The 19,028-nt window shown below is 62.6% G+C and carries 23 protein-coding genes; 17 read left to right on the forward strand and 6 right to left on the reverse strand.

Annotated features, from left to right (window positions below; all coding sequences use genetic code 11):
• The first annotated feature begins 12 nt into the window (after nt 1-12).
• The 9 genes from FBY02_RS01655 to FBY02_RS01695 are packed head-to-tail and all read left to right on the forward strand — an operon-like array spanning nt 13 to nt 6,439.
• Nucleotides 13-501: a DUF6644 family protein gene (locus FBY02_RS01655; RefSeq protein ID WP_144922506.1), complete on the forward strand. Its 489-nt coding sequence runs from the start codon at nt 13-15 to the stop codon at nt 499-501.
• 38 nt (nt 502-539) lie between these two features.
• The gene (locus FBY02_RS01660; RefSeq protein WP_144922508.1) at nt 540-1,028 is read left to right on the forward strand and encodes a DUF6644 family protein; all 489 of its coding nucleotides are present in this window, start codon (nt 540-542) and stop codon (nt 1,026-1,028) included.
• Complete coding sequence (locus FBY02_RS01665) at nt 1,028-1,789, forward strand: DUF6162 family protein (protein WP_178115341.1); 762 nt, start codon at nt 1,028-1,030, stop codon at nt 1,787-1,789. The genes FBY02_RS01660 and FBY02_RS01665 overlap by 1 nt, the downstream gene beginning before the upstream one ends.
• Nucleotides 1,786-2,721 (forward strand): metal ABC transporter solute-binding protein, Zn/Mn family, encoded by a 936-nt coding sequence (locus FBY02_RS01670; RefSeq protein WP_144922510.1) that lies wholly within the window; start codon nt 1,786-1,788, stop codon nt 2,719-2,721. Before FBY02_RS01665 ends, FBY02_RS01670 begins: the two co-directional genes overlap by 4 nt.
• A 14-nt stretch (nt 2,722-2,735) precedes the next feature.
• A complete protein-coding gene (locus FBY02_RS01675) occupies nt 2,736-3,416 on the forward strand; it encodes a metal ABC transporter ATP-binding protein (RefSeq protein ID WP_144922512.1) in 681 nt (226 codons plus the stop codon).
• Complete coding sequence (locus FBY02_RS01680) at nt 3,413-4,318, forward strand: metal ABC transporter permease (RefSeq protein ID WP_144922514.1); 906 nt, start codon at nt 3,413-3,415, stop codon at nt 4,316-4,318. The genes FBY02_RS01675 and FBY02_RS01680 overlap by 4 nt, the downstream gene beginning before the upstream one ends.
• Nucleotides 4,315-5,289, forward strand: coding sequence for a metal ABC transporter solute-binding protein, Zn/Mn family (locus FBY02_RS01685; RefSeq protein WP_256662451.1), 975 nt, complete (start codon nt 4,315-4,317; stop codon nt 5,287-5,289). The genes FBY02_RS01680 and FBY02_RS01685 overlap by 4 nt, the downstream gene beginning before the upstream one ends.
• Complete coding sequence (locus FBY02_RS01690; RefSeq protein WP_256662452.1) at nt 5,286-5,609, forward strand: hypothetical protein; 324 nt, start codon at nt 5,286-5,288, stop codon at nt 5,607-5,609. Before FBY02_RS01685 ends, FBY02_RS01690 begins: the two co-directional genes overlap by 4 nt.
• An 8-nt stretch (nt 5,610-5,617) precedes the next feature.
• Nucleotides 5,618-6,439 (forward strand): DUF4198 domain-containing protein, encoded by an 822-nt coding sequence (locus FBY02_RS01695; protein ID WP_144922516.1) that lies wholly within the window; start codon nt 5,618-5,620, stop codon nt 6,437-6,439.
• Nucleotides 6,440-6,481: 42 nt separating this feature from the next.
• Here the strand turns inward: FBY02_RS01695 and FBY02_RS01700 are convergent, their stop codons facing one another.
• Complete coding sequence (locus FBY02_RS01700; RefSeq protein ID WP_144922518.1) at nt 6,482-7,387, reverse strand: LysR family transcriptional regulator; 906 nt, start codon at nt 7,385-7,387, stop codon at nt 6,482-6,484.
• Between the two features lie 110 nt (nt 7,388-7,497).
• Between FBY02_RS01700 and FBY02_RS28270 the strand changes: the two genes are divergently transcribed.
• Nucleotides 7,498-7,668 carry an NmrA family NAD(P)-binding protein gene (locus tag FBY02_RS28270; protein ID WP_256662453.1) on the forward strand — a complete coding sequence of 57 codons (171 nt, stop codon included), beginning with the start codon at nt 7,498-7,500 and terminating at the stop codon, nt 7,666-7,668.
• Nucleotides 7,638-8,348: an NmrA family NAD(P)-binding protein gene (locus FBY02_RS01705; protein WP_256662454.1), complete on the forward strand. Its 711-nt coding sequence runs from the start codon at nt 7,638-7,640 to the stop codon at nt 8,346-8,348. Before FBY02_RS28270 ends, FBY02_RS01705 begins: the two co-directional genes overlap by 31 nt.
• A 71-nt stretch (nt 8,349-8,419) precedes the next feature.
• Here FBY02_RS01705 and FBY02_RS01710 read toward each other — a convergent pair whose 3' ends face one another.
• Nucleotides 8,420-9,337 carry a LysR substrate-binding domain-containing protein gene (locus FBY02_RS01710; RefSeq protein WP_144922520.1) on the reverse strand — a complete coding sequence of 306 codons (918 nt, stop codon included), beginning with the start codon at nt 9,335-9,337 and terminating at the stop codon, nt 8,420-8,422.
• Between the two features lie 189 nt (nt 9,338-9,526).
• Between FBY02_RS01710 and FBY02_RS01715 the strand changes: the two genes are divergently transcribed.
• The 6 genes from FBY02_RS01715 to FBY02_RS28035 all read left to right on the forward strand — a co-directional run bounded on the left by FBY02_RS01715 (nt 9,527) and on the right by FBY02_RS28035 (nt 14,830).
• Nucleotides 9,527-10,276, forward strand: a complete 750-nt coding sequence (locus FBY02_RS01715; RefSeq protein ID WP_144922523.1) for an SDR family NAD(P)-dependent oxidoreductase — start codon at nt 9,527-9,529, stop codon at nt 10,274-10,276.
• Between the two features lie 100 nt (nt 10,277-10,376).
• Nucleotides 10,377-11,678, forward strand: a complete 1,302-nt coding sequence (locus tag FBY02_RS01720) for an MFS transporter (RefSeq protein ID WP_144922526.1) — start codon at nt 10,377-10,379, stop codon at nt 11,676-11,678.
• Nucleotides 11,679-11,696: 18 nt separating this feature from the next.
• Nucleotides 11,697-12,545, forward strand: coding sequence for a transketolase (locus FBY02_RS01725; protein WP_144922529.1), 849 nt, complete (start codon nt 11,697-11,699; stop codon nt 12,543-12,545).
• Nucleotides 12,542-13,549 carry a transketolase family protein gene (locus FBY02_RS01730; protein WP_144922532.1) on the forward strand — a complete coding sequence of 336 codons (1,008 nt, stop codon included), beginning with the start codon at nt 12,542-12,544 and terminating at the stop codon, nt 13,547-13,549. The genes FBY02_RS01725 and FBY02_RS01730 overlap by 4 nt, the downstream gene beginning before the upstream one ends.
• Before the next feature lie 48 nt (nt 13,550-13,597).
• Entirely contained in the window at nt 13,598-14,542 is a 945-nt protein-coding gene (locus FBY02_RS01735) for an alpha/beta hydrolase (protein WP_144922536.1), read from the forward strand.
• Between the two features lie 147 nt (nt 14,543-14,689).
• Nucleotides 14,690-14,830 (forward strand): hypothetical protein, encoded by a 141-nt coding sequence (locus FBY02_RS28035; protein WP_178111848.1) that lies wholly within the window; start codon nt 14,690-14,692, stop codon nt 14,828-14,830.
• Nucleotides 14,831-14,986: 156 nt separating this feature from the next.
• Here the strand turns inward: FBY02_RS28035 and FBY02_RS01745 are convergent, their stop codons facing one another.
• From FBY02_RS01745 to FBY02_RS01760, 4 genes are read right to left on the reverse strand one after another with little or no spacing between them, the layout of a single operon-like run.
• Entirely contained in the window at nt 14,987-16,597 is a 1,611-nt protein-coding gene (locus tag FBY02_RS01745) for a gamma-glutamyltransferase family protein (protein WP_144922539.1), read from the reverse strand.
• A 28-nt stretch (nt 16,598-16,625) separates the two neighbouring features.
• Nucleotides 16,626-17,405: an amino acid ABC transporter ATP-binding protein gene (locus FBY02_RS01750; RefSeq protein WP_144922542.1), complete on the reverse strand. Its 780-nt coding sequence runs from the start codon at nt 17,403-17,405 to the stop codon at nt 16,626-16,628.
• A gap of 2 nt (nt 17,406-17,407) precedes the next feature.
• The gene (locus FBY02_RS01755; RefSeq protein ID WP_144922545.1) at nt 17,408-18,184 is read right to left on the reverse strand and encodes an amino acid ABC transporter permease; all 777 of its coding nucleotides are present in this window, start codon (nt 18,182-18,184) and stop codon (nt 17,408-17,410) included.
• An 11-nt stretch (nt 18,185-18,195) separates the two neighbouring features.
• A complete protein-coding gene (locus FBY02_RS01760) occupies nt 18,196-19,002 on the reverse strand; it encodes an ABC transporter substrate-binding protein (RefSeq protein WP_144922548.1) in 807 nt (268 codons plus the stop codon).
• Between the last annotated feature and the right edge of the window lie 26 nt (nt 19,003-19,028).

Raw genomic sequence — 19,028 nt, forward strand, 5'->3', positions numbered from 1 at the left:
GGGAGAAAGCACATGTCATCAGCACCGATCATTGACTGGCTCTACGCCACACCGGTGAGTACTGCCATCAGGGACATGCTCTGGGTCGTGCCCACGGTCCAATCCATTCATATCGTGGCCATCGCGGTGATCTTCGGCTCCGCCGTCATCTCCGACCTTCGGCTGGCCGGTGTGTTCGCCACGGACGAGCCCATGCGCGGCGTCATCCGTCGCTATTACCCATGGATGCGCAATGCGCTCATCGTCCTGCTCCTGACGGGGTTGGTCATGACCGTCGGCGAGCCGGACCGGGTGCTCGTCAACTCGACGTTCTGGCTGAAAATGGCCTTGGTGGTCAGTGCGTTCACCCTGGCCTGGTGGGTCCGGCGCCCCTTGCTGCGCCCTGCCGATCCGACACGCAGCGAAGGCACGGACGGTTTGGTCAAGACGCTGGCCTGGCTGTCGATCGCCTTGTGGTGCGTGGTGATCTTCTGCGGCCGCTGGATCGCCTACACGATCTAACGGCGCGCATCTTCAACAAACGCTCTCAGGTATTTGCCATGGACATTCAATCGAACCTGCAAGCCCTCGAGGCCACCTCTGTCGCCTCCCTGATCAGAGAGTCGGGCTTCGCCTTCCCAACCCTGGAATCGGTACACGTGATCGGTATCGCGCTGGTGTTCGGGACTATCGCCGTGGTGGACTTACGCCTGCTCGGCATTGCATCCCATCGCCGCAGCGCGCTACGGCTGATCCAGGAACTGTTGCCGTACACCTGGGTCGCCTTTGCGACATGCGTGATCACGGGTCTGCTCATGTTCGTCTCCAACGCCTCCACCTATGCCCAGAACCCGGTTTTCTGGGCAAAGATGGGGCTGTTGCTGCTGGCGGGCCTCAACATGGGGATTTTTCACCTGGGGGTCTTTCGCAGGATCGGCGAATGGGACACGACGCTACCGCCCCCCGGCCGTGCCCGTGTCGCCGGCTTCGGTTCGATGGTGTTGTGGGCTGGCGTGATCTGCCTTGGCCGCTGGATCGCGTTTTTCTGATGGCGCGCCTACTGCCACGCTGGCGTCGGCCCACCACAGGCCTGCCCGGCGGCGACCACGGCGAAGCAGTCAATGTGGTGCGTCCGGTGTCCGGTCGGTGGGAGTCCCTGGCAATGCTGCTGGCGACTCTGACAGTCATCGTCGGCGTGGCCGGTTATGTAGTGCTGCGCCCCCAGGCAGTCGGCCCACCCACTGCATTGAGCTGGCAAGTGCGTTCCTTCGATGGCTTGGGTACGGTCGATCAGGCCATTCATAGCGCACTGTTGCCTGCCGGTGAAGAGATCATCTGGTTCAACAACGATACCGGCGGATGGATCACCCTGGAACATGCCCAGGACCTGGTGCTGCCGCCGTTCTACCGCGACGCATTCTGGAAGAGAAACGGCCAGGTGCGCTGGCAATTGATTCTGCCTGGCACCCACCAGCCCCACAGCCCTTCCGGCGACCAACACGTTGACGACGCGCCCCCTGCGGACAAGAGCGTCAACGATGTCTCGCAAGCCACCCTGGGCCAAGGCGCCACCGTCTACTACGGCTCCGGCGGCAACGTGCCGGGCCAGAGCGCCTACCTGCTGGTGATCGGGCACGCCCATGCGGGTGTCATGTGGGCCAACCAGGCGACGATCTGGGTCCAGCGGGACCCGAATGCCCCCTACCCGGGCATCGTCAAACCCGAATCGCTGGTCAGCAAAGGCTGGCGCCAGGTCATCCCCTATGACGGTACCCGCGAAGTCGAACGCGTAAAAGGAACCCAGCCATGACCGTCCCTGCGAAACACCGGGTACCGCTGCGCCGCTGGATCGCGCTGCTGATGCTGATACCCGCCCTCCTGCTCCTCGGCCAGGCACACGCCCAGGGCAAGAAGCTCAAGGTCGGCGTCACCCTGCATCCCTACTACAGCTTCGTGGCGAACATCGTCGGCGATCGGGCGGAGGTCGTTGCGCTCATTCCGGCGGAGGCGAACCCACACAACTACCAACCGCAACCCGCCGACATCACCCGCGCGATGAGCCTCGATGCACTGGTCGTCAATGGCATCGGCCACGACCAATGGGCCTTCCAGATCGTCAAGGCCGCCGGGCGCAGCGAGAACCTGCCGATCATCCAGGCCAACGCCACCGTTGCCCTCATCCCCATCGGCGGCGACCAGGACGGTGCCAAGGTGGTCAATCCGCATACCTTCGTCTCCACCACCGCGGCGATACAACAGGTGTTCGAAATCGCCCGCCGTTTGGGCGAACTGGACCCGGACAACGCGGCTGTCTATCGACACAACGCCCTGGCCTACGCCGGCCGTATCCGTGCGCTGCGGGCGCGCTTCATGACGCGGTTTGCCAACCTGGACCTGTCTTCGTTCCGGTGCGCCAGCACACACGCCGGCTACGACTACCTGATGCAGGAGTTCGGCCTGTTCGTGAGCGCCGTCATCGAGCCGCGTCACGGCGTTGCGCCGACTGCGCGGCAGCTGGCCAATACCATCGACGCGATCAAGAAAGCCAACGTGCGTGTGCTGTTCGCCGAGAAGTACTTTTCCATCGACCTGGCCAAACCCATCGAGGCGGCGACCGGCGTCCGGGTCTTCGCCCTGTCCCATATCACCGGCAGCACCTACAGCGCCGACGAATTCGAGGTGGCGATGAGCGAGAACCTCGAAACCCTGGCCGAGGCCGTCGAGTTCACACAACAACAATGAGTGAGGAACCAGCGATGCGCGGACCCGCCGTGGTGTTCGATAACGTTTCATTGCAACTGGGCGGTACGCAAGTGCTGGACGCGGTGAGCTTCCGGATCGAGGCCGGCGCCCTCCATTGCCTGGTCGGTCCGAACGGCGGTGGTAAGACTTCCCTGGTGCGCGCGCTGCTGGGGCAGATGCCGCATTCGGGGGTTATCCGCTTTGAAGGCGGGCTTGCAAAACCGTTGGGGTATGTCCCGCAGTTGCTGGACTTCGACCGCAACGTGCCGATGACCGTCAACGATGTCATGGCCTTGCTTGGTCAACGCCGGCCGGCGTTCCTGGGTTCGGCCCGCTCCACCCGGGCGGCCAACGCCGGAGCCCTGGAGCGTACCGGCGTTGCCGGACTGGGCGGTAAGCTCTTTGGCAGCCTGTCCGGTGGCGAACGCCAGCGTGTGCTGCTGGCCCAGGCGATCACTCCGGTGCCCTGGCTACTGATCCTCGACGAGCCGACCGCCGGCATCGACGAAGCGGGCATTCTCCTGGTGGAAGCGCTGGTGGCCGAGCTGCACCAGAGCGGCGTCACCATTCTCTGGATCAACCATGACCTGGGCCAGGTCAGGCGCATTGCGCAGTCGGTCACCGGCATCAACCAGCGGGTGATATTCGATGGGCCGCCCCATCAGGTCGCCCAGCATCTGGAGAGCAGCCGATGAACGCCTTCTACACGTTCATCCGCGACCACCTCCAGGCACTTGCCGCGAGCCACCTGCTGCCGCAGCCGTTCGAATACGAGTTCGTGATCAACGCGCTGCTCTGCGCACTGCTCATCGGGCCGTTGCTGGGTGTGTTGGGTTCCATGGTGATGATCAAGCGCATGGCCTTCTTCAGCCAGGCGGTGGGCAATGCGGCGATGACTGGCGTGGCCATTGGCGTGCTGATCGGCGAATCCTACACCTCCCCTTACCTGTCGATGTTCGGCTTCTGCGTGCTGTTCGCCCTGACGCTGAAGTACACCCAGCACCGCACCACCCTGTCCAACGACACGCTGATCGGTGTGTTCCTGTCGATCTCGCTGGCGGTCGGCGCCTCGTTGCTGTTGTTCGTGTCAGCGAAGATCAACACCCATGTGATGGAAAGCGTGCTGTTCGGCTCCATCCTGGCGGTGGACCACACCGACATGAACGTGCTGCTGATCGTCACGGCGACCTGTGCCCTGGTCGGATTGCCGCTGTACAACAGCATTCTGCTGGCGAGCCTCAACCCGAGCCTGGCCCATGCCCGCGGCGTACCGGTGCGTGTCGTCGAATACCTGTTCGTCGTGCTCGTCACCCTGGTGACGGTCGCCTGCCTGAAGATCATCGGCGCCGTGCTGGTGGAAGCCCTTTTGCTGATACCGGCGGCGGCCGCGCGCAATGTCAGCCGTTCGCTCCCGGGGCTGGTCACCCTTGCCATCCTGATTGCAACGTTTGCCTGCGTGTTCGGCATCCTGGCACCGATGCAATACCAGATCCCCGTGCCCACCGGCGGTGCGATCGTGATCATCGCCGCCCTGGTGTTTGTCGTGACCGCCGTCATCCGCGCCTCCACGTCCCGATTCAGGGGGGCCAGCGTATGAAGCCGCTCAGCCTGTCACGTCGATCCTGGCTGGTGGTGCTGGCACTGCTGCTGGGCAGCCAGCTCAATGCCTTCGCCGGTCCTCGGGTGTTGGTCGCACTGCCGGGCGTGCATGCGCTCACCTCGGCACTCAGCGAGGGTACGAGCATCGAGGTGCTCCGTATTCCATCGGACGCTGCCGTGCCCATGGAAAGCCAGGCCAATGCGCTGTCGCGCCTGGACACCAAGGTGTTCCAGCAGGCCGACGCGGTGGTCACCCTGAGCAGCCTCTGGCGTGCCGATCCGCTGTTTGCGGCCGCCCGTCGCCACAACCTGCGGATCATCGAAATCGATGCCTCGCGCTCCTGGGACCCGATCAAGCCCGGCGTGGCGGTGGTCCGTACACCCGCGAACGACGTGCCTTGGGCCGGCCCGCGTGATGTCGGTGTCGGCCCGTCGCCCTATGCCTGGCTCGGCCCTGTCAACGCCATGCGCATGTCGGCGCTGATCACCGCCGACCTGGTGCGCCTGTCCCCCGCCGATGCGCCTCGGATCATCCGTAACCTCGCCACGCTGGAGGACCGATTGCGCCAGCTCAAGGCCGAGTACGACGCCCGGCTGGTGGAACTGCCGGATCCACGGGTGCTGTCGCTGGCCAACGAATTCATCTACTTGTTCGGCGAATTCGACATCTTTGTCGATGGCTGGTTTGTCCGGCAGGACATCGACTGGAGCGACGACGACCGCGCCGCGCTGACCCGATACCTGCGCGAGCGCAACATCCACGTAGTCGTCCACAAATGGGCGCCGGACGCCAGGATCGCCAAGGCCATCGAAGACGGCGGCGCTCGGTTGTTGATTCTGGACGCGGGTAACCCGGGCCTATTCGCCGACCCGGCCAACGGGTACGAGGCGCTCCTGCGCTCGAACCTGGATGCACTGCTGGCCGCCTTCGCCGCCCCAATAATCAAGCCGACCGTGGAGACCTTATGAAATTACCCCGTTCAGTACATCGGCTATCGATGGCAGGTGCCCTGCTGTTCTGCCAGGCGGCCTTCGCCCATGCGCCCGTTTTCGACTGCTACATCGACAGCGATGACTGGGTGAAGTGCGAGGCCGGCTTCACCGACGGCAGTTCCGCCGCCGGCCGGAAAATCCATGTCCGGGACATGAGCGACAAAGTGCTGTTCGAAGGCGCCGTCGGCCAGGACAACACCTACCGGTTCCAACCCCCGAGCGGAAACTACTCGGTGCTGTTCCTCGGCGGCGACGGCCATGACGTCACGATCCAGTCCTCCGACATCTCAAAGTGAAACCGCCCATGATCAACAAGAGAACACTGCTCCAGGCCCTTGCCGCTGCCTCCATCTGCCTGACCGGCGTCGCACAAGCGCATTTCCAGATGCTCTATGTCGAGGAAACGGCATTGCAGCGTGGGGAACAACTGGAGTTCGCGGTCGTCTTCACCCACCCCTTCGCCGGCGGCCCCACCATGGTCATGGGTGAACCCCGGGCCTTCAGCCACACCAGCTCGCTGGCCGGGGAAAAGCAGGATCTGCTCAAATACCTGCGGCCGGTCGAATGGCACACCCGCGATAACCGAGCGGCCGCCTATCGCGCGACGATTCCACGGGAGCTGATGCGTTCGATGGGCGACCATGTCTTCCTGCTCGAACCCGAGCCCTACCTGGAAACCGAGGAAGACCTGTACATCCAGCAGTTCACCAAACTGATCGTCAACGTCGGCGGCGTGCCCGGCCAATGGGCAGAGCCCCAGGACTTGCCGGTGGAAATCCAGCCCCTGAGCAAACCTTATGCGAACTGGACCGGCGGCGTGTTCCGCGCCCGGGTGCTGGCCGACGGTAAGCCCGTTCCGAACGCCAGAGTTGAAATCGAATACCTCAACCATGCCATCGACTTCGAGCACAACGCCTTTGGGCAGCAAGCCTATGTCGCTGCTCCGCAACCGTCCTTCAACGTGCTGAGCACCTACGCCGATGCCGAAGGTGTCGTGACCATCGGCCTGCCCCGGGCCGGCTGGTGGGGCATCGCGGCACTCAACATCGGTGCGACGAAAACCCACAAGGGCAAACCCCTGTCCCAAGACGCCGTACTGTGGGTGCAGGCCAGGGACATGAAATAACGACACCGGCGGCAGCGTCCAATCGGCAGGAAAGAAATCCGTCTAACGACTGAGCGCGACCACGAACTCCAGGAACGCCCGCACCTTGGCCGGAGGAAGATGCCGAGAGGGGTACAAGGCGTACAGTGGAAAATACTCATCCGGCCAGTCCGGGAACAGCTCGACCAGTGTGCCCGCCCGCAAAGCGGGCTCCACACCCAACGCCAATACCTGGGCAACGGCTTGGCCTTCTTCACAGATCCGATGCATCGTGCCTACATCGTTGACCATCAGCCGCCCATGGGTCTTGACGCTCAGCCGCTCGGCGCCTCGATGAAATTCCCAGGGGAAGGCCCTGCCGGTTTGCGGATCGCGAAAATCAACACATACATGCCCAGCGCTTTCCAGTTCGGTCGGGTGCAGGGGGCGACCATGCTTTTTCAGGTAGGCCGGAGAAGCAACGGTCAGGACACGGGTTTGCAGCAACTGCCTCCCGATCAGTAAAGACGAAGGCGGCTCGCCGAAGCGCACGGCCAGGTCCATCCCGTCTGCGATCAGATCGCCCAACTGCTCGCGGGTCACCAGGTCCAACTCGATGGCGGGATAGGTCGCCATGAAGCCGCCCAGCGCCGGCGCCAGGAACAGTCGGGAGAAGTACGGGTCGACGTTGACTCTCAACCGTCCACGTACCGCCGTGGCACTGCCTGAAGCCAGCGTCGCGGCCTCCTCCAGGCTTGCCAGCAACGGTGCGATTTCCTCATACAAGCGCCGCCCCTCGTCAGTCAGCTTCACGGAACGGGTGGTGCGGTCGAACAGCCGGATGCCGAGCCTCGCCTCCAGGCGTGCAACCGCCCGACTGACCCCGGACTGGGTCATGTCCAGCGCCTCGGCGGCCCTGACGAAGCTCCCGGTCTCCACCACGGCCGACAGCACCCCCATTCCGCTGACCAAGCGTCCATCGAAACTCATTAATGATTCCTCATCATCAAACTAATGACATTGATGATATCGAAGATGTTTTGCGGCGCCGCAATAATTCAACGACAGCGACATCGGGTCGCTCTGAATGAGGACGGCATATGTACACGATCATGGGTGTAACAGGTCAGGTCGGCGCTGAGGTTGCACGTGCCTTGTTGGCTGCCCGCCAGCGCGTCAAGGTGGTGGTGCGTGATCTCGAAAAAGGTCAGGCCTGGGCGGAAAAGGTTGCGAAATCGTGGTGGCCGATGTCAATGACCTCAACACGCTGATCGATGCGTTCAGTGCCAGCACTGGCGTGTTCATCCTGCTGCCGCCCAATTTCGACCCTTCCGAGGGCTTTGGGGAAACGCGCCGGATCATCGAAAACCTGCGCACTGCGCTCGCCACCGCTCGACCTGAAAAGATCGTGTGTATTTCAACCATCGGCGCACAGGCTCGTCAGCCTAATCTGTTGAACCAGCTGCAGCTGCTGGAACAGAGCCTCAGCACGCTGGAGCTGCCCGTGACGTTCCTGCGACCTGCCTGGTTCATGGAAAACTGCCTCTGGGACATTGAACCGGCCAGGAACAGCGGTGTGATTCCAAGCTTTCTCCACCCTCTCGACAAGCCGATTCCCATGATCGCGACTGCCGACGTAGGTCGAATGAGCGCGCAGTTGTTGCAGGAGGACTGGCACGGCAAACGCATCATCGAACTGGAATACGAATCCCCTGTAACGCCCAACGACATCGCCGCCGCGTTTTCGGAACTGCTCGGCAAGCCGGTGAGAATGGAAGTCGTGCCCGGCGACACCTGGGAGTCGCTATTCCGCTCCCAAGGCATGAACAACCCGCTGCCCAGGATTCAGATGCTCGACGGTTTCAACGAAGGCTGGATTCGATTCGAAGGCCTCCCTCGCAAAGGGCACACCGGCCTGAAGGAGGTGCTGGCGGGTTTGCTTGCCCGCTGATTGCGCGGACATGACAGGCTTCCAACTGCGCGGGTCAAAAGGAACTGACCGTCCGGAAGCGCCCGCAACTGTCAAAACACAAAACCATGCCCCAGCTCACTCTCCATCCACTCCAGGAAACGCCGCACCCTGGGAAAGCCCGAGTGGGCTTTGGGAAACACCAGGTGATGCGCCGCTACCGGGGCGCTCAAGGTCTGCGGCGCGACTTCGACCAGCGCACCGCTGACAAGGTATTTCTGCGCCAGCAACGTGCTCTCGAGGGCGAACCCCAGGCCGTGGCTCGCGGCCTCCAGCGTCATGTAAGAACGGTCGAAACTCAATGCGTAGGGTTTTTCCGGTCGTGCCAGGCCGTGTTGCGCAAACCACTCAGGCCATTTGAGCAACGTAGCTTCGGAGAGAATCAGATCCTTTTCCAGCAGATCCGCCGCGCTGGTGACACGGTGTCGCGCGAGCAGTGCCGGGGACGCCAGGACCGCGAAGGTCTCGTTGCGCACGGTTCGCACCTCGTAGCTCGGCCAGTTCGGCTGACCATGGCGGATGTCGACGTCGATCTTGTCCCGGCTGAAATGCAGCGACTCATACGAACAGGACAGATTGATCTGGATATCCGGATGGCTCAGGCGAAAAGCCTCCAGGCGCGGCATCAACCAGAGCAAGCCGAAGCTGGGCGACGAGTGAAGCCTCAGGCAGTCGAGGCTGATGTCGCTGGAGGCCCGCTCCGTCGCCACTTCCAGGCTGTGCAACAGCCCGGAAATGTCTTTGAGATATTGCTCGCCGACAGGGGTAAGGGTTACGCCGCGGGCCGCGCGCACGAACAGTTGGCGACCGATCATCGCTTCCAGTTTCGCCAATTGATGACTGATTGCCGAAGGCGTCAGGTCGAGAACTTCCGCGGCCCTGGCCAGGTTGCCAAACCGAGCGGTTTGCTCGAAGGCCTGAATAGCTCTCAGCGGTGGCAGGTTCGCTGGCGTGTTGTCGTCATGGCGCATGAATGCTCCGCACAGTTTTCTTAGGGTTTCTTGACGTCAACGTATTCAACCATCCGAGGCTCGCTTTGACGAGAGCTGAATTTTTTTCATCAACCAGTGAAGTTTGCATTATTGCTCACCCCTCCCGCTCGGAACACTCTGAATCATCGATCACCCATCGAACCATAAGAACAATCAGAGGAACCGCTCATGTTGCTTCAAGGCAAAATCGCAATCATTACCGGCGCTGCATCGGAACGCGGTATCGGCCGCGCCACTGCCGTGACCTTCGCCCTGCATGGTGCCCGCGTCGTGATCCTGGACCTGGATGAATCCGCTGCACGCGACGCGGCTGCCGCGTTGGGCGAAGGCCACCTGGGCCTTGCGGCCAACGTCGCCGACGAAGCCCAGGTCAAGCAGGCCGTCGCCCACGTCATCGAACATTTCGGCCGTATCGACGTGCTGGTCAACAACGCCGGGATCACCCAACCCATCAAGACCCTCGACATCCGTCCCGGCGACTACGACAAAGTGCTCGACGTCAGCCTGCGTGGCACGCTGTTGATGTCCCAGGCCGTGATCCCCACCATGCGCGCTCAAGCGTCGGGCAGTATCGTCTGCATGTCGTCGGTCTCAGCCCAACGGGGCGGTGGCATCTTTGGCGGCCCGCATTACAGCGCCGCCAAGGCGGGCGTCCTGGGCCTGGGCAAGGCCATGGCTCGTGAGTTCGGTCCGGACCAGATCAGGGTGAACTCGATTGCACCCGGCTTGATCCATACCGACATCACCGGTGGCCTGATGCAGGATGAACGGCGTCACGCGATCATCGAGGGTATTCCGCTGGGTCGTCTGGGCGCCGCCCAGGACGTGGCCAACGCTGCGCTGTTCCTGGCCAGCGACCTGTCCTCCTATCTCACAGGCGTTACGCTGGATGTCAACGGCGGCATGCTGATTCACTGATGACACCCAAGCGGGTCGGTAACGGCCCGCGCTGTTCTGGATCGATGATGCGCCGGGCGGTAGCGCCTGGCGGTCTATAAAAACAAGAGATCAGACCATCATGATGACCACCCTGACGCTCGACGCGGTTTCGACCGTGCGCTCCAATGCCTACCGCAAGACTGCCTGGCGCCTGATGCCCTTTTTGATGTTGTGCTATCTGTGCGCCTATCTGGATCGGGTCAATGTGGGGTTCGCCAAACTCCAGATGATGAGCGACCTGTCCCTCAGTGAAACCGTCTATGGACTGGGCGCCGGGATGTTCTTTCTCGGCTATTTTCTCTGCGAAGTCCCCAGTAACCTGATCCTGCACAAGGTCGGCGCTCGCCGCTGGATTGCCCGGATCATGATCTCCTGGGGGATCATCTCCGCGCTCTTCGCCTTCGTCGAGACGGCCTGGCAGTTCTACACCCTGCGCTTTTTGCTGGGCATCGCCGAAGCAGGCCTGGCACCTGGCCTGCTGCTTTACCTGACCTATTGGTTCCCCTCCTATCGCCGGGCCAAGATGACGGTCCTGTGGTTCATCGCCATCCCGCTGTCCGGCATGATCGGCGGCCCGCTGTCGGGCTGGATCATGAATCAGTTCGCAGGTTTTCATGGCTGGAGCGGCTGGCAGTGGATGTTCGTCATCGAAGCCATTCCCACCGTGATCGTAGGCCTGTTGGTGCTGACCTACCTGAAGGACGGTGTGCATCAGGCCACTTGGCTGACCGACGATGAAAAGGCCTTGGTCAACAAGGAGCTCGCCGAAGACAACAGCCGCAAGGTCACCCATGCTTCGCCACGGGAATTCATCCGCGACCGGCGTTTGTGGTTGCTGGCGTGCATCTACTTTTGCGTGGTGATGGGCCAGTACGCAATTACCTTCTGGCTGCCAACGCTGATTCGCAACGCCGGGGTTTCCGACCCCTTGCACATTGGCCTGTTCACCAGCCTGCCCTACCTCTGCGCAATTGCCGCGATGCTGCTGATGGGCCGCAGCGGCGACAAGCACCGTGAGCGTCGCTGGCATCTGGTTGCACCGATGATCGCCGGCGCGATAGGCCTGACGCTGGCGGCCCTGCTGGGGGGCAACCTGCTGCTCTCGGTGCTGAGCCTGTGCCTGGCAGCCGCCGGCGTGCTGTCCGCCTCATCACTGTTCTGGATGCTACCCACGACGCTGCTCGGCGGTGTGTCCGCCGCGGCGGGCATCGCCGGCATCAACAGCTTTGCCAATCTGGCCGGTTTCTGTTCGCCGTACCTGATTGGCTGGATCACTACCACAACAGGCTCGAGCGCTATCGGCATGTACCTGATCACCTGCGTGCTGTGCATCGGCGCGTGGCTGGTACTGCGAATCCCGGCCGCCTCGGTCAATCGTTAAGTTCCTGGAGTCGTCACCATGACTGTCACTTCCCCTATCACGCCGCTATCGGCCTTGGCAGATCGCGCCCATAACATCCGCCGCCATGCACTGCGCATGGGCCAGGTCCAGGGTCAGGGCTATGTCGGCCAAGCCCTGGGCGCCGCCGATCTGTTAGCCGTGTCGTATTTCCATGCGCTGCGCTATCAGCCACAGAATCCCGAATGGGAGGAACGCGACCGCTTCTACCTGTCGATCGGGCACTATGCGATTGCGCTGTACGCCGCGCTGATCGAGGCCGGAGTCCTCCCCCTCGATGAGCTGGAAACCTATGGTTCGGACGACAGCCGTCTGCCGATGTCTGGCATGGCCGCGTACACCCCTGGCATGGAAATCACCGGTGGTTCCCTCGGCCATGGCCTGGGTATCGCCGTGGGTGCGTGCCTGGGGCTCAAACGCAAACAATCGGACGCATTCGTCTACAACCTCTTGTCCGATGGCGAACTCAATGAGGGGTCGACCTGGGAAGCCGCGATGTCGGCTTCGCACTGGAAGCTCGACAACCTGATCGCAATCATCGACGTCAATAACCAGCAGGCCGACGGCCACGCCAGCGAGGTGCTGGCGTTCGAACCGATCGTCGACCGCTGGCAGGCGTTTGGCTGGTTCACCCAACGGGTGGATGGCAACGATATCGCCGCGCTGGTGGGTGCATTCGACGCCGCGCGCAGCCATCAGGGAAGTCAGCCGCGCGTCATCATCTGCGACACCAAGATGGGCAAGGGCGTTGACTTCCTCGAAACCCGTGAAAAGACCCACTTCATTCGCGTCGACGAGAACGAATGGGATCTGGCATTGAATAACCTGAAGGTCGGGAGAACCGTATGAGCAGTGTGAAAACCCCTTCGAGCGGCAAGAAACGCCTGACCACGTCGGCCATGATCGCCTCGATTGCCTCCGAAGGTCAGGCGACCCGCTCCGCGCCGTTCGGCCACGCACTGGCCGCTTTGGCCGAGCAGCGCTCGGACATCGTCGGGCTGTCGGCGGACCTGTCGAAATACACCGATCTGCACATCTTCGCCAAAGCCCACCCGGATCGCTTCTACCAGATGGGCATGGCCGAGCAACTGCTCATGAGCGCCGCCGCGGGTATGGCCCGCGAAGGCTGCGTGCCCTTTGCCACCACCTACGCCGTGTTCGCTTCACGCCGTGCCTATGACTTTATTTGCATGGCCATTGCCGAAGAAAACCTGAACGTCAAGATTGTCTGCGGGTTGCCCGGGCTGACCACCGGTTACGGTCCAAGCCACCAGGCCACCGACGACCTGGCGATCTTTCGCGCGATGCCGAACCTGATGATCATCGACCCGTGCGACGCCCTCGAAATCGAACAGGCAGTGCCAGCCATCGCCGCGCACAACGGGCCGGTGTACATGCGTCTGTTGCGCGGCAACGTGCCGTTGGTACTCGACGAGTACGGCTACCAGTTCGAAATCGGCAAGGCCAAGACCCTGCGCACCGGCAAGGACGTGCTGATCATCTCCACCGGCCTGATGACCATGCGCTCGTTGGAGGCTGCGCAGAAGCTTCAGGCAGATGGCGTCGACGTCGCCGTGCTCCACGTCCCGACCATCAAGCCGCTGGACGAGCAGACCCTTCTCGCCGAGGCGCGCAAGTCCGGACGCCTGGTGGTCACTGCCGAAAACCATTCGATCATTGGTGGTTTGGGTGAAGCGGTCGCGACGGTACTGCTACGCAACGGCGTCACGCCGACCTTCAGGCAGATCGCATTACCCGATGCCTTCCTGGATGCCGGTGCGCTTCCGACGCTGCACGATCGCTACGGCATTTCGACCGAGGCGGTCTGCGCGCAAATCAAAAGCTGGCTGTAGGTGCTGAAACCCGGGGGCTGCCGGCTCCCGCTTGTCAAGGAGTGACGAATGGACGCTACTGAGCTACTGGACCCTTCGTATCGATTCTTGCTGGATGAACCGGCCAGCCATTGGACACCCGGCACGCTTGCTGACATCAGGCATCGGGTCAGCCGCGGATATAAATCAGCGCAGGCCGCACGCTGCGAAGTTAAATGGACGACTGATTCGCCGGAGCCTTCGGGGGTCCGCTTGTGCCTGTATCGGCCCGACTCGACAGCTGAACATCAGGCGCTGGCCCCCCTGCTGTACATTCACGGCGGCGGTTTTGTCCTGGGCTGCCCCGAAATGGTTGACGACTACCTGGCCGACCTCGCCAACACGCTGAAGATAGCGATAGTGGCGGTGGATTATCGGCTCGCTCCAGAGCATCCCTTTCCGGCGCCACTGCAAGACTGCTACACCGCCCTGGAATGGATGGAGCACAACAGCAAACCCTTTGGCCTGGACATGAGCCGATTGGTGGTCATGGGGCACAGCGCCGGGGCCGGACTCGCCGCTGCGCTGGCGATCGCCGTGCGGGACAGGCAACACCACTCCATGGCCGGACTGGTACTCATCTACCCGATGCTCGATCATCGAACCGGCTCATCGAGCGCACCTGTCGATAATCCCACGGGCGGACAGATCGGTTGGGGACGGCAAGCCAATCAGTTCTGCTGGCAATGCATGCAAGGTTCATATGCCCTCGACGATGAACGCGCGCCGCTGTTCTCACCGGCCCTTGCCCCGGACCTGCAAGGCCTGCCACCCAGCTTCATCTGCGTCGGAGCACTGGACCTGTTCCTGGAGGAAGACGTGGATTTTGCGCTGAAGCTTTCCCGTTCTGGCGTCCCGGTGGAGCTCCACGTGTATCCCGGCGTACCGCACATGTTCGATCAGTATCCGGGGGCGCTCACCGAGCGGTGCCATGCAGACGTTGTATCGGCGCTCAGGAGGCTATGTACCCTGTGACGGACCGATGCCTCTGTCCTCCCCAGCGGCCCCCCCCGCGCCCCGCGTTACCGCGTCTCGGTCACTTTCTTCAACAACCGCGGCTGGTCAGGATCACGTCCGCGAGCCTCGGCCAGTCGGGCAGCCATCAGGTAGAACCCCTGGATCATGGTGAACGGTTCCAGCAGCGGGTGTTCGGTAGGCTCGCTTGGCGCCGGCCCTGACGCCGTTGCGGTCGGGGCCGCGGCCCTGATGATCCTGGCGGAAATCAGCCCCGATTATGAGGCGCTGTTGAAGATGCCCCTGTAATCCCGGGCAAAGGGCGGACAGGAAAACATCGCGGATGGGCCGGTAACTGACACAATGCGCACACGTCTTCCTGCCCTATCGAGACTGCGCACCTGGATACTTCCGTCAGGAACCGTCGCAACGAACTGTCGCTCGATATCACGGCCGGCCCCTGGGCTACCAGACCGCAATATGCGAATCCGCCCGAGGCTCAGTCCCACCGCACAACACACCGCTGAGCGGATCGCGGAGAATGATCTGCCCGCGACCATAGTCGGTCAGGTCGCTGCTGACCTGTACCTCATGGCCACGGCGCGCCAGGGCGTTGACCAGGTCCGGTGACGCGCCGTGCTCGATGCCGACCTTCATCCCGCCCAGCCATTGCCAGCGCGGCGCATCCAGGGCCGCCTGGGGGTTCAGGCCGAAGTCCACCAGGTTCATGACCATCTGCACGTGTCCCTGGGGCTGCATGTAGCCGCCCATGACGCCGAAGGGACCAAGGGCCTGACCGTTCTGGGTGAGAAAGCCGGGGATGATGGTGTGGAAGGTTTTCTTGCCCGGCGCGAGGCAGTTGGCGTGCGTCGGGTCGAGACTGAATTCCTGCCCGCGGTTCTGCAAAGCAATCCCGCTGTGGGGCAATACCACCCCGGAGCCGAAACCGTGGTAGTTGCTCTGGATGAACGAAACCATGTTGCCTTCTTCGTCGGCGGTCGCCAGGTACACCGTGCCGCTGGCGTGGGGGTCGCCGGGCTCGGGCGGCTGGGCCTGTTCGCCGATCTGCCCACGGCGCCGGGCACTGTAGTCGTCACTCAGCAGGTCGGCCACCGCCACGCGCATATGCCGCGGATCGGTGATGTAATGCAGGCCGTCGCTGTAGGCCAGCTTCATCGCTTCCAGTTGGCGATGCCAGGTCTGTTGGCTGTCGCGGTGATCGAAGTTGAAGCCCTCGAGGATATTCAGCGCCATCAAGGCCACCAGGCCCTGCCCGCTCGGCGGGATTTCCCAGACGTCGATGCCCCGGTAGTTGATGTGGATCGGCTCCACCCACTGGGCGCGATAATCCTTGAGGTCGGTGCTGCGCAGGTAGCCGCCGGTGGCTCGGGAATGAGCATCCAGGCGCTCGGCCAGAGCACCGCGATAGAGACTTTCGCAACGGGTGGCGGCGAGTTCTTCGAGGGTGCGGGCCTGGGCCGGATTGCGGAAGATCTCCCCGGCCCGCGGCGCACGCTCTTCAATCAGGAAGGTATCGAACCAGGTCTCCAGCACCGGGTCGCGTTGGGGCGTGAACTCCTTCAAGGCGATCTGCCATTGATGAGCGACCACCGGCGACACGGCAAAACCACCCCGCGCCAGGCTGATCGCCGGTTGCAACAGATCGGCAAAGGGCAGCTTGCCGAAGCGTTGTGACAGCTCGGCCCAGGCCGATGGACAACCGGGCACCGTCACCGGCGTCCAGCCGTAGGTGGGCATCCGTTCATGGCCGGCGGCCTGCACCGCTTCGACGCTCAGGGACGCCGGTGCATGGCCGTTGCCATTGAGGCCGTGCAACTGGCCCTTGCACCAGACCAAGGCGAAGGCATCGCCGCCGATGCCGCAGCCGGTGGGCTCCACTACGGTCAGCGCCGCCGCCGTGGCGATGGCCGCATCGATGGCGTTGCCGCCCTTTTGCATGATTTCGATACCCGCCTGCGCGGCCAGTGGCTGAGAAGCGGCGACCATGCCTCGGCGGGCGAAAACGCTCTGGCGTTGCGACGGATACGGGTACTCGTGAGCAGAAAATTTCAACATGACAAACTCTCTTCACCTACAAAATGAGTCAGAGCACACGACTGAGAAAGGCCCGGGTACGCGGGTGACTGGGGTGGCTGAAAATCTGCTCCGGCGGGCCTTGCTCGATCAGCTCGCCCTGGTCCAGGACCACCACACGATCGGCCACTTCCCGGGCGAACCCCATTTCGTGGGTCACCACCACCATGGTCATGCCCTCTTGCGCCAGTTCCTTCATCACCTCCAGCACCTCGCCCACGGTTTCCGGGTCGAGGGCGCTGGTGGGTTCGTCGAACAGCATCGCCTGGGGCTTCATCGCCAACGCCCGGGCGATCGCCACGCGCTGTTGCTGCCCGCCGGAGAGCATGGAGGGGTAATGGCTGGCCTTGTCCGCCAGGCCGACCCGCGCGAGCAGGCTGCGGGCCTGTTCCAACGCGGCGGCACGCGGAATCCCAAGGACCTGGATCGGCGCCTCGATGATGTTCTCCAGGGCGGTCATGTGGGGGAACAGGTTGAAACGCTGGAACACCATGCCGATGTCCCGGCGCTGGCGGGCGATGTTGCGCTCCGAATCGCGCACCAGGCTGCCATCGGCCCGTTCCCGGTAACCCATGGCCTGGCCGTTGACACGGATGCGTCCGCCCTGGATGTCTTCCAGCAGGTTGATGCAGCGGATGAAGGTGGTCTTGCCGGACCCTGACGCGCCGATCAGCACCACCACCTCACCGCGGCGAACCTGCAGGGATATGCCCTTGAGGATCTGCAAGTCACCGAAGGACTTGTGAACGTCCAGCGCTTCGATGATCAGTTCTTCACTTTTGTGCGCCATGGTTAACGTTCCCTCAGCAATTTCAGGGTGCTGCGGCCGAACATCCGCGTGGCCGCCGGCGGTGGCGAAGACGGACGGTCCGATTGACCGAAGCGGGCTTCCAGCCAGCGCTGGAAGAAGCCCCAGAGGGTCGTCAACAGCAAGAAGTAGATCGCTACCACCAGGTACAGCTCGAACACCCGGAACGTCGCCGACGTCACCATCTGGGTGCTGAGCAGCAGTTCCTGCACGCCAATCACACTGACCAGCGTGGTGTTCTTCAGCATCACGTTGAACTCGTTGCCCAGCGGCGGCACGATCACTCGGAACGCCTGGGGCAGAATGATGCGCCGCATCAACCTGGCGAAGGTCATGCCCAGGGACCGGCCGGCCTCATACTGGCCCTTGTCGACCGCGCCGATGCCGGCGCGGATGATCTCTGCCATGTAGGCGCCTTCGTTGAGGCCCAGGGCGATGATCGCCGCCTGGATATTGCCGGGAATCACCAGGCCGAACAGATCGATGTCCTCGAAGCGGAAGATTCCGCCGGCGGCCAGTGCGGTATAGAGAAAGACAATCTGCACCAGCAATGGCGTGCCGCGCATCAGCCACACGTAAAAGCGCACCGGCATGTGCAGCAACGGATTCTTCGACAGCCGCAAGAGCGCCGCCGCCAGGCCCAGGACACAGCCCAGCAACATCGCCAGCACGCTGATCAGGCAAGTCAGCCAGAGCCCGGTGAGGTAGACCCCACTGGGCTGCAGCAGGTACTGCCAGAACACATCCCAATTGAAATTCATCGACGCTTACCTCAATCGAGAGTGTCGCCGGCGACATGCCATTTGTTGAGCAACTGGCTGTAGCTGCCGTCGCCGCGCATGTCGCTGATCACCTGCTGCACCGCGGCGCTCAGTTGCGGATCGTCCTTGCGGATGCCGATGCCGGTGAGAATCCGACTGAAGGCCGGCACCCCTTCCTCGAACAGATCGGGGGCCATGGCGGCGTAATAACCGGCGGTTTCCACGGTGGTGCCATAGGCATCGACCTGACTGATGCGCAGCGCCTGGAACGCATCGGTATCGGTGTTGTAGACCACCAGCTTCATCGCCGGTTTGCCGGCCTTGGTCAGCTTTTCATTCTCGGCGTCGAGCAGGGTCTTGATGGTGGAGCCGTTGAGCACCGCCACCTTGCGCGCGGAAAGATCCGGCAACGTCTTGATGGCCTTGGGATTGCCCTTGGGCACCACCACCGCCTGGCTGGAGTACATGTAGTTGACGATATCGATCACTTCCCGGCGTTCCGGCTTGTCGAACAACTGGTCGACGATCATGTCGCACTGTTTGGCCAGCAACGCGGGGAGCAATCCGGAAAATGGCACGACCCGCCATTCCACCTTCTTGTCGTCCAGGCGCCTGGCGATTTCCAGGCCCAGGTCGACGGTCAATCCCTTGGGCTTCTGTGCCTCGTCGAAGGACACCAGCGGCGGCGAGTCCATGCCCGAGCAATAGATGAGTTTGTCGGCCTTGATCAAGCGCTCCGGCACCACGGGGGCGGCGGACGCCCACTGTGCACAGAATCCCAAGGATATTGCGGCTATCAACACGCGAGGCTTATGCATGACCAGACACTCCAGTTCAGTGGGTA

The sequence above is a fragment of the Pseudomonas sp. SJZ078 genome, from assembly GCF_007828255.1.
Taxonomy (GTDB): domain Bacteria; phylum Pseudomonadota; class Gammaproteobacteria; order Pseudomonadales; family Pseudomonadaceae; genus Aquipseudomonas.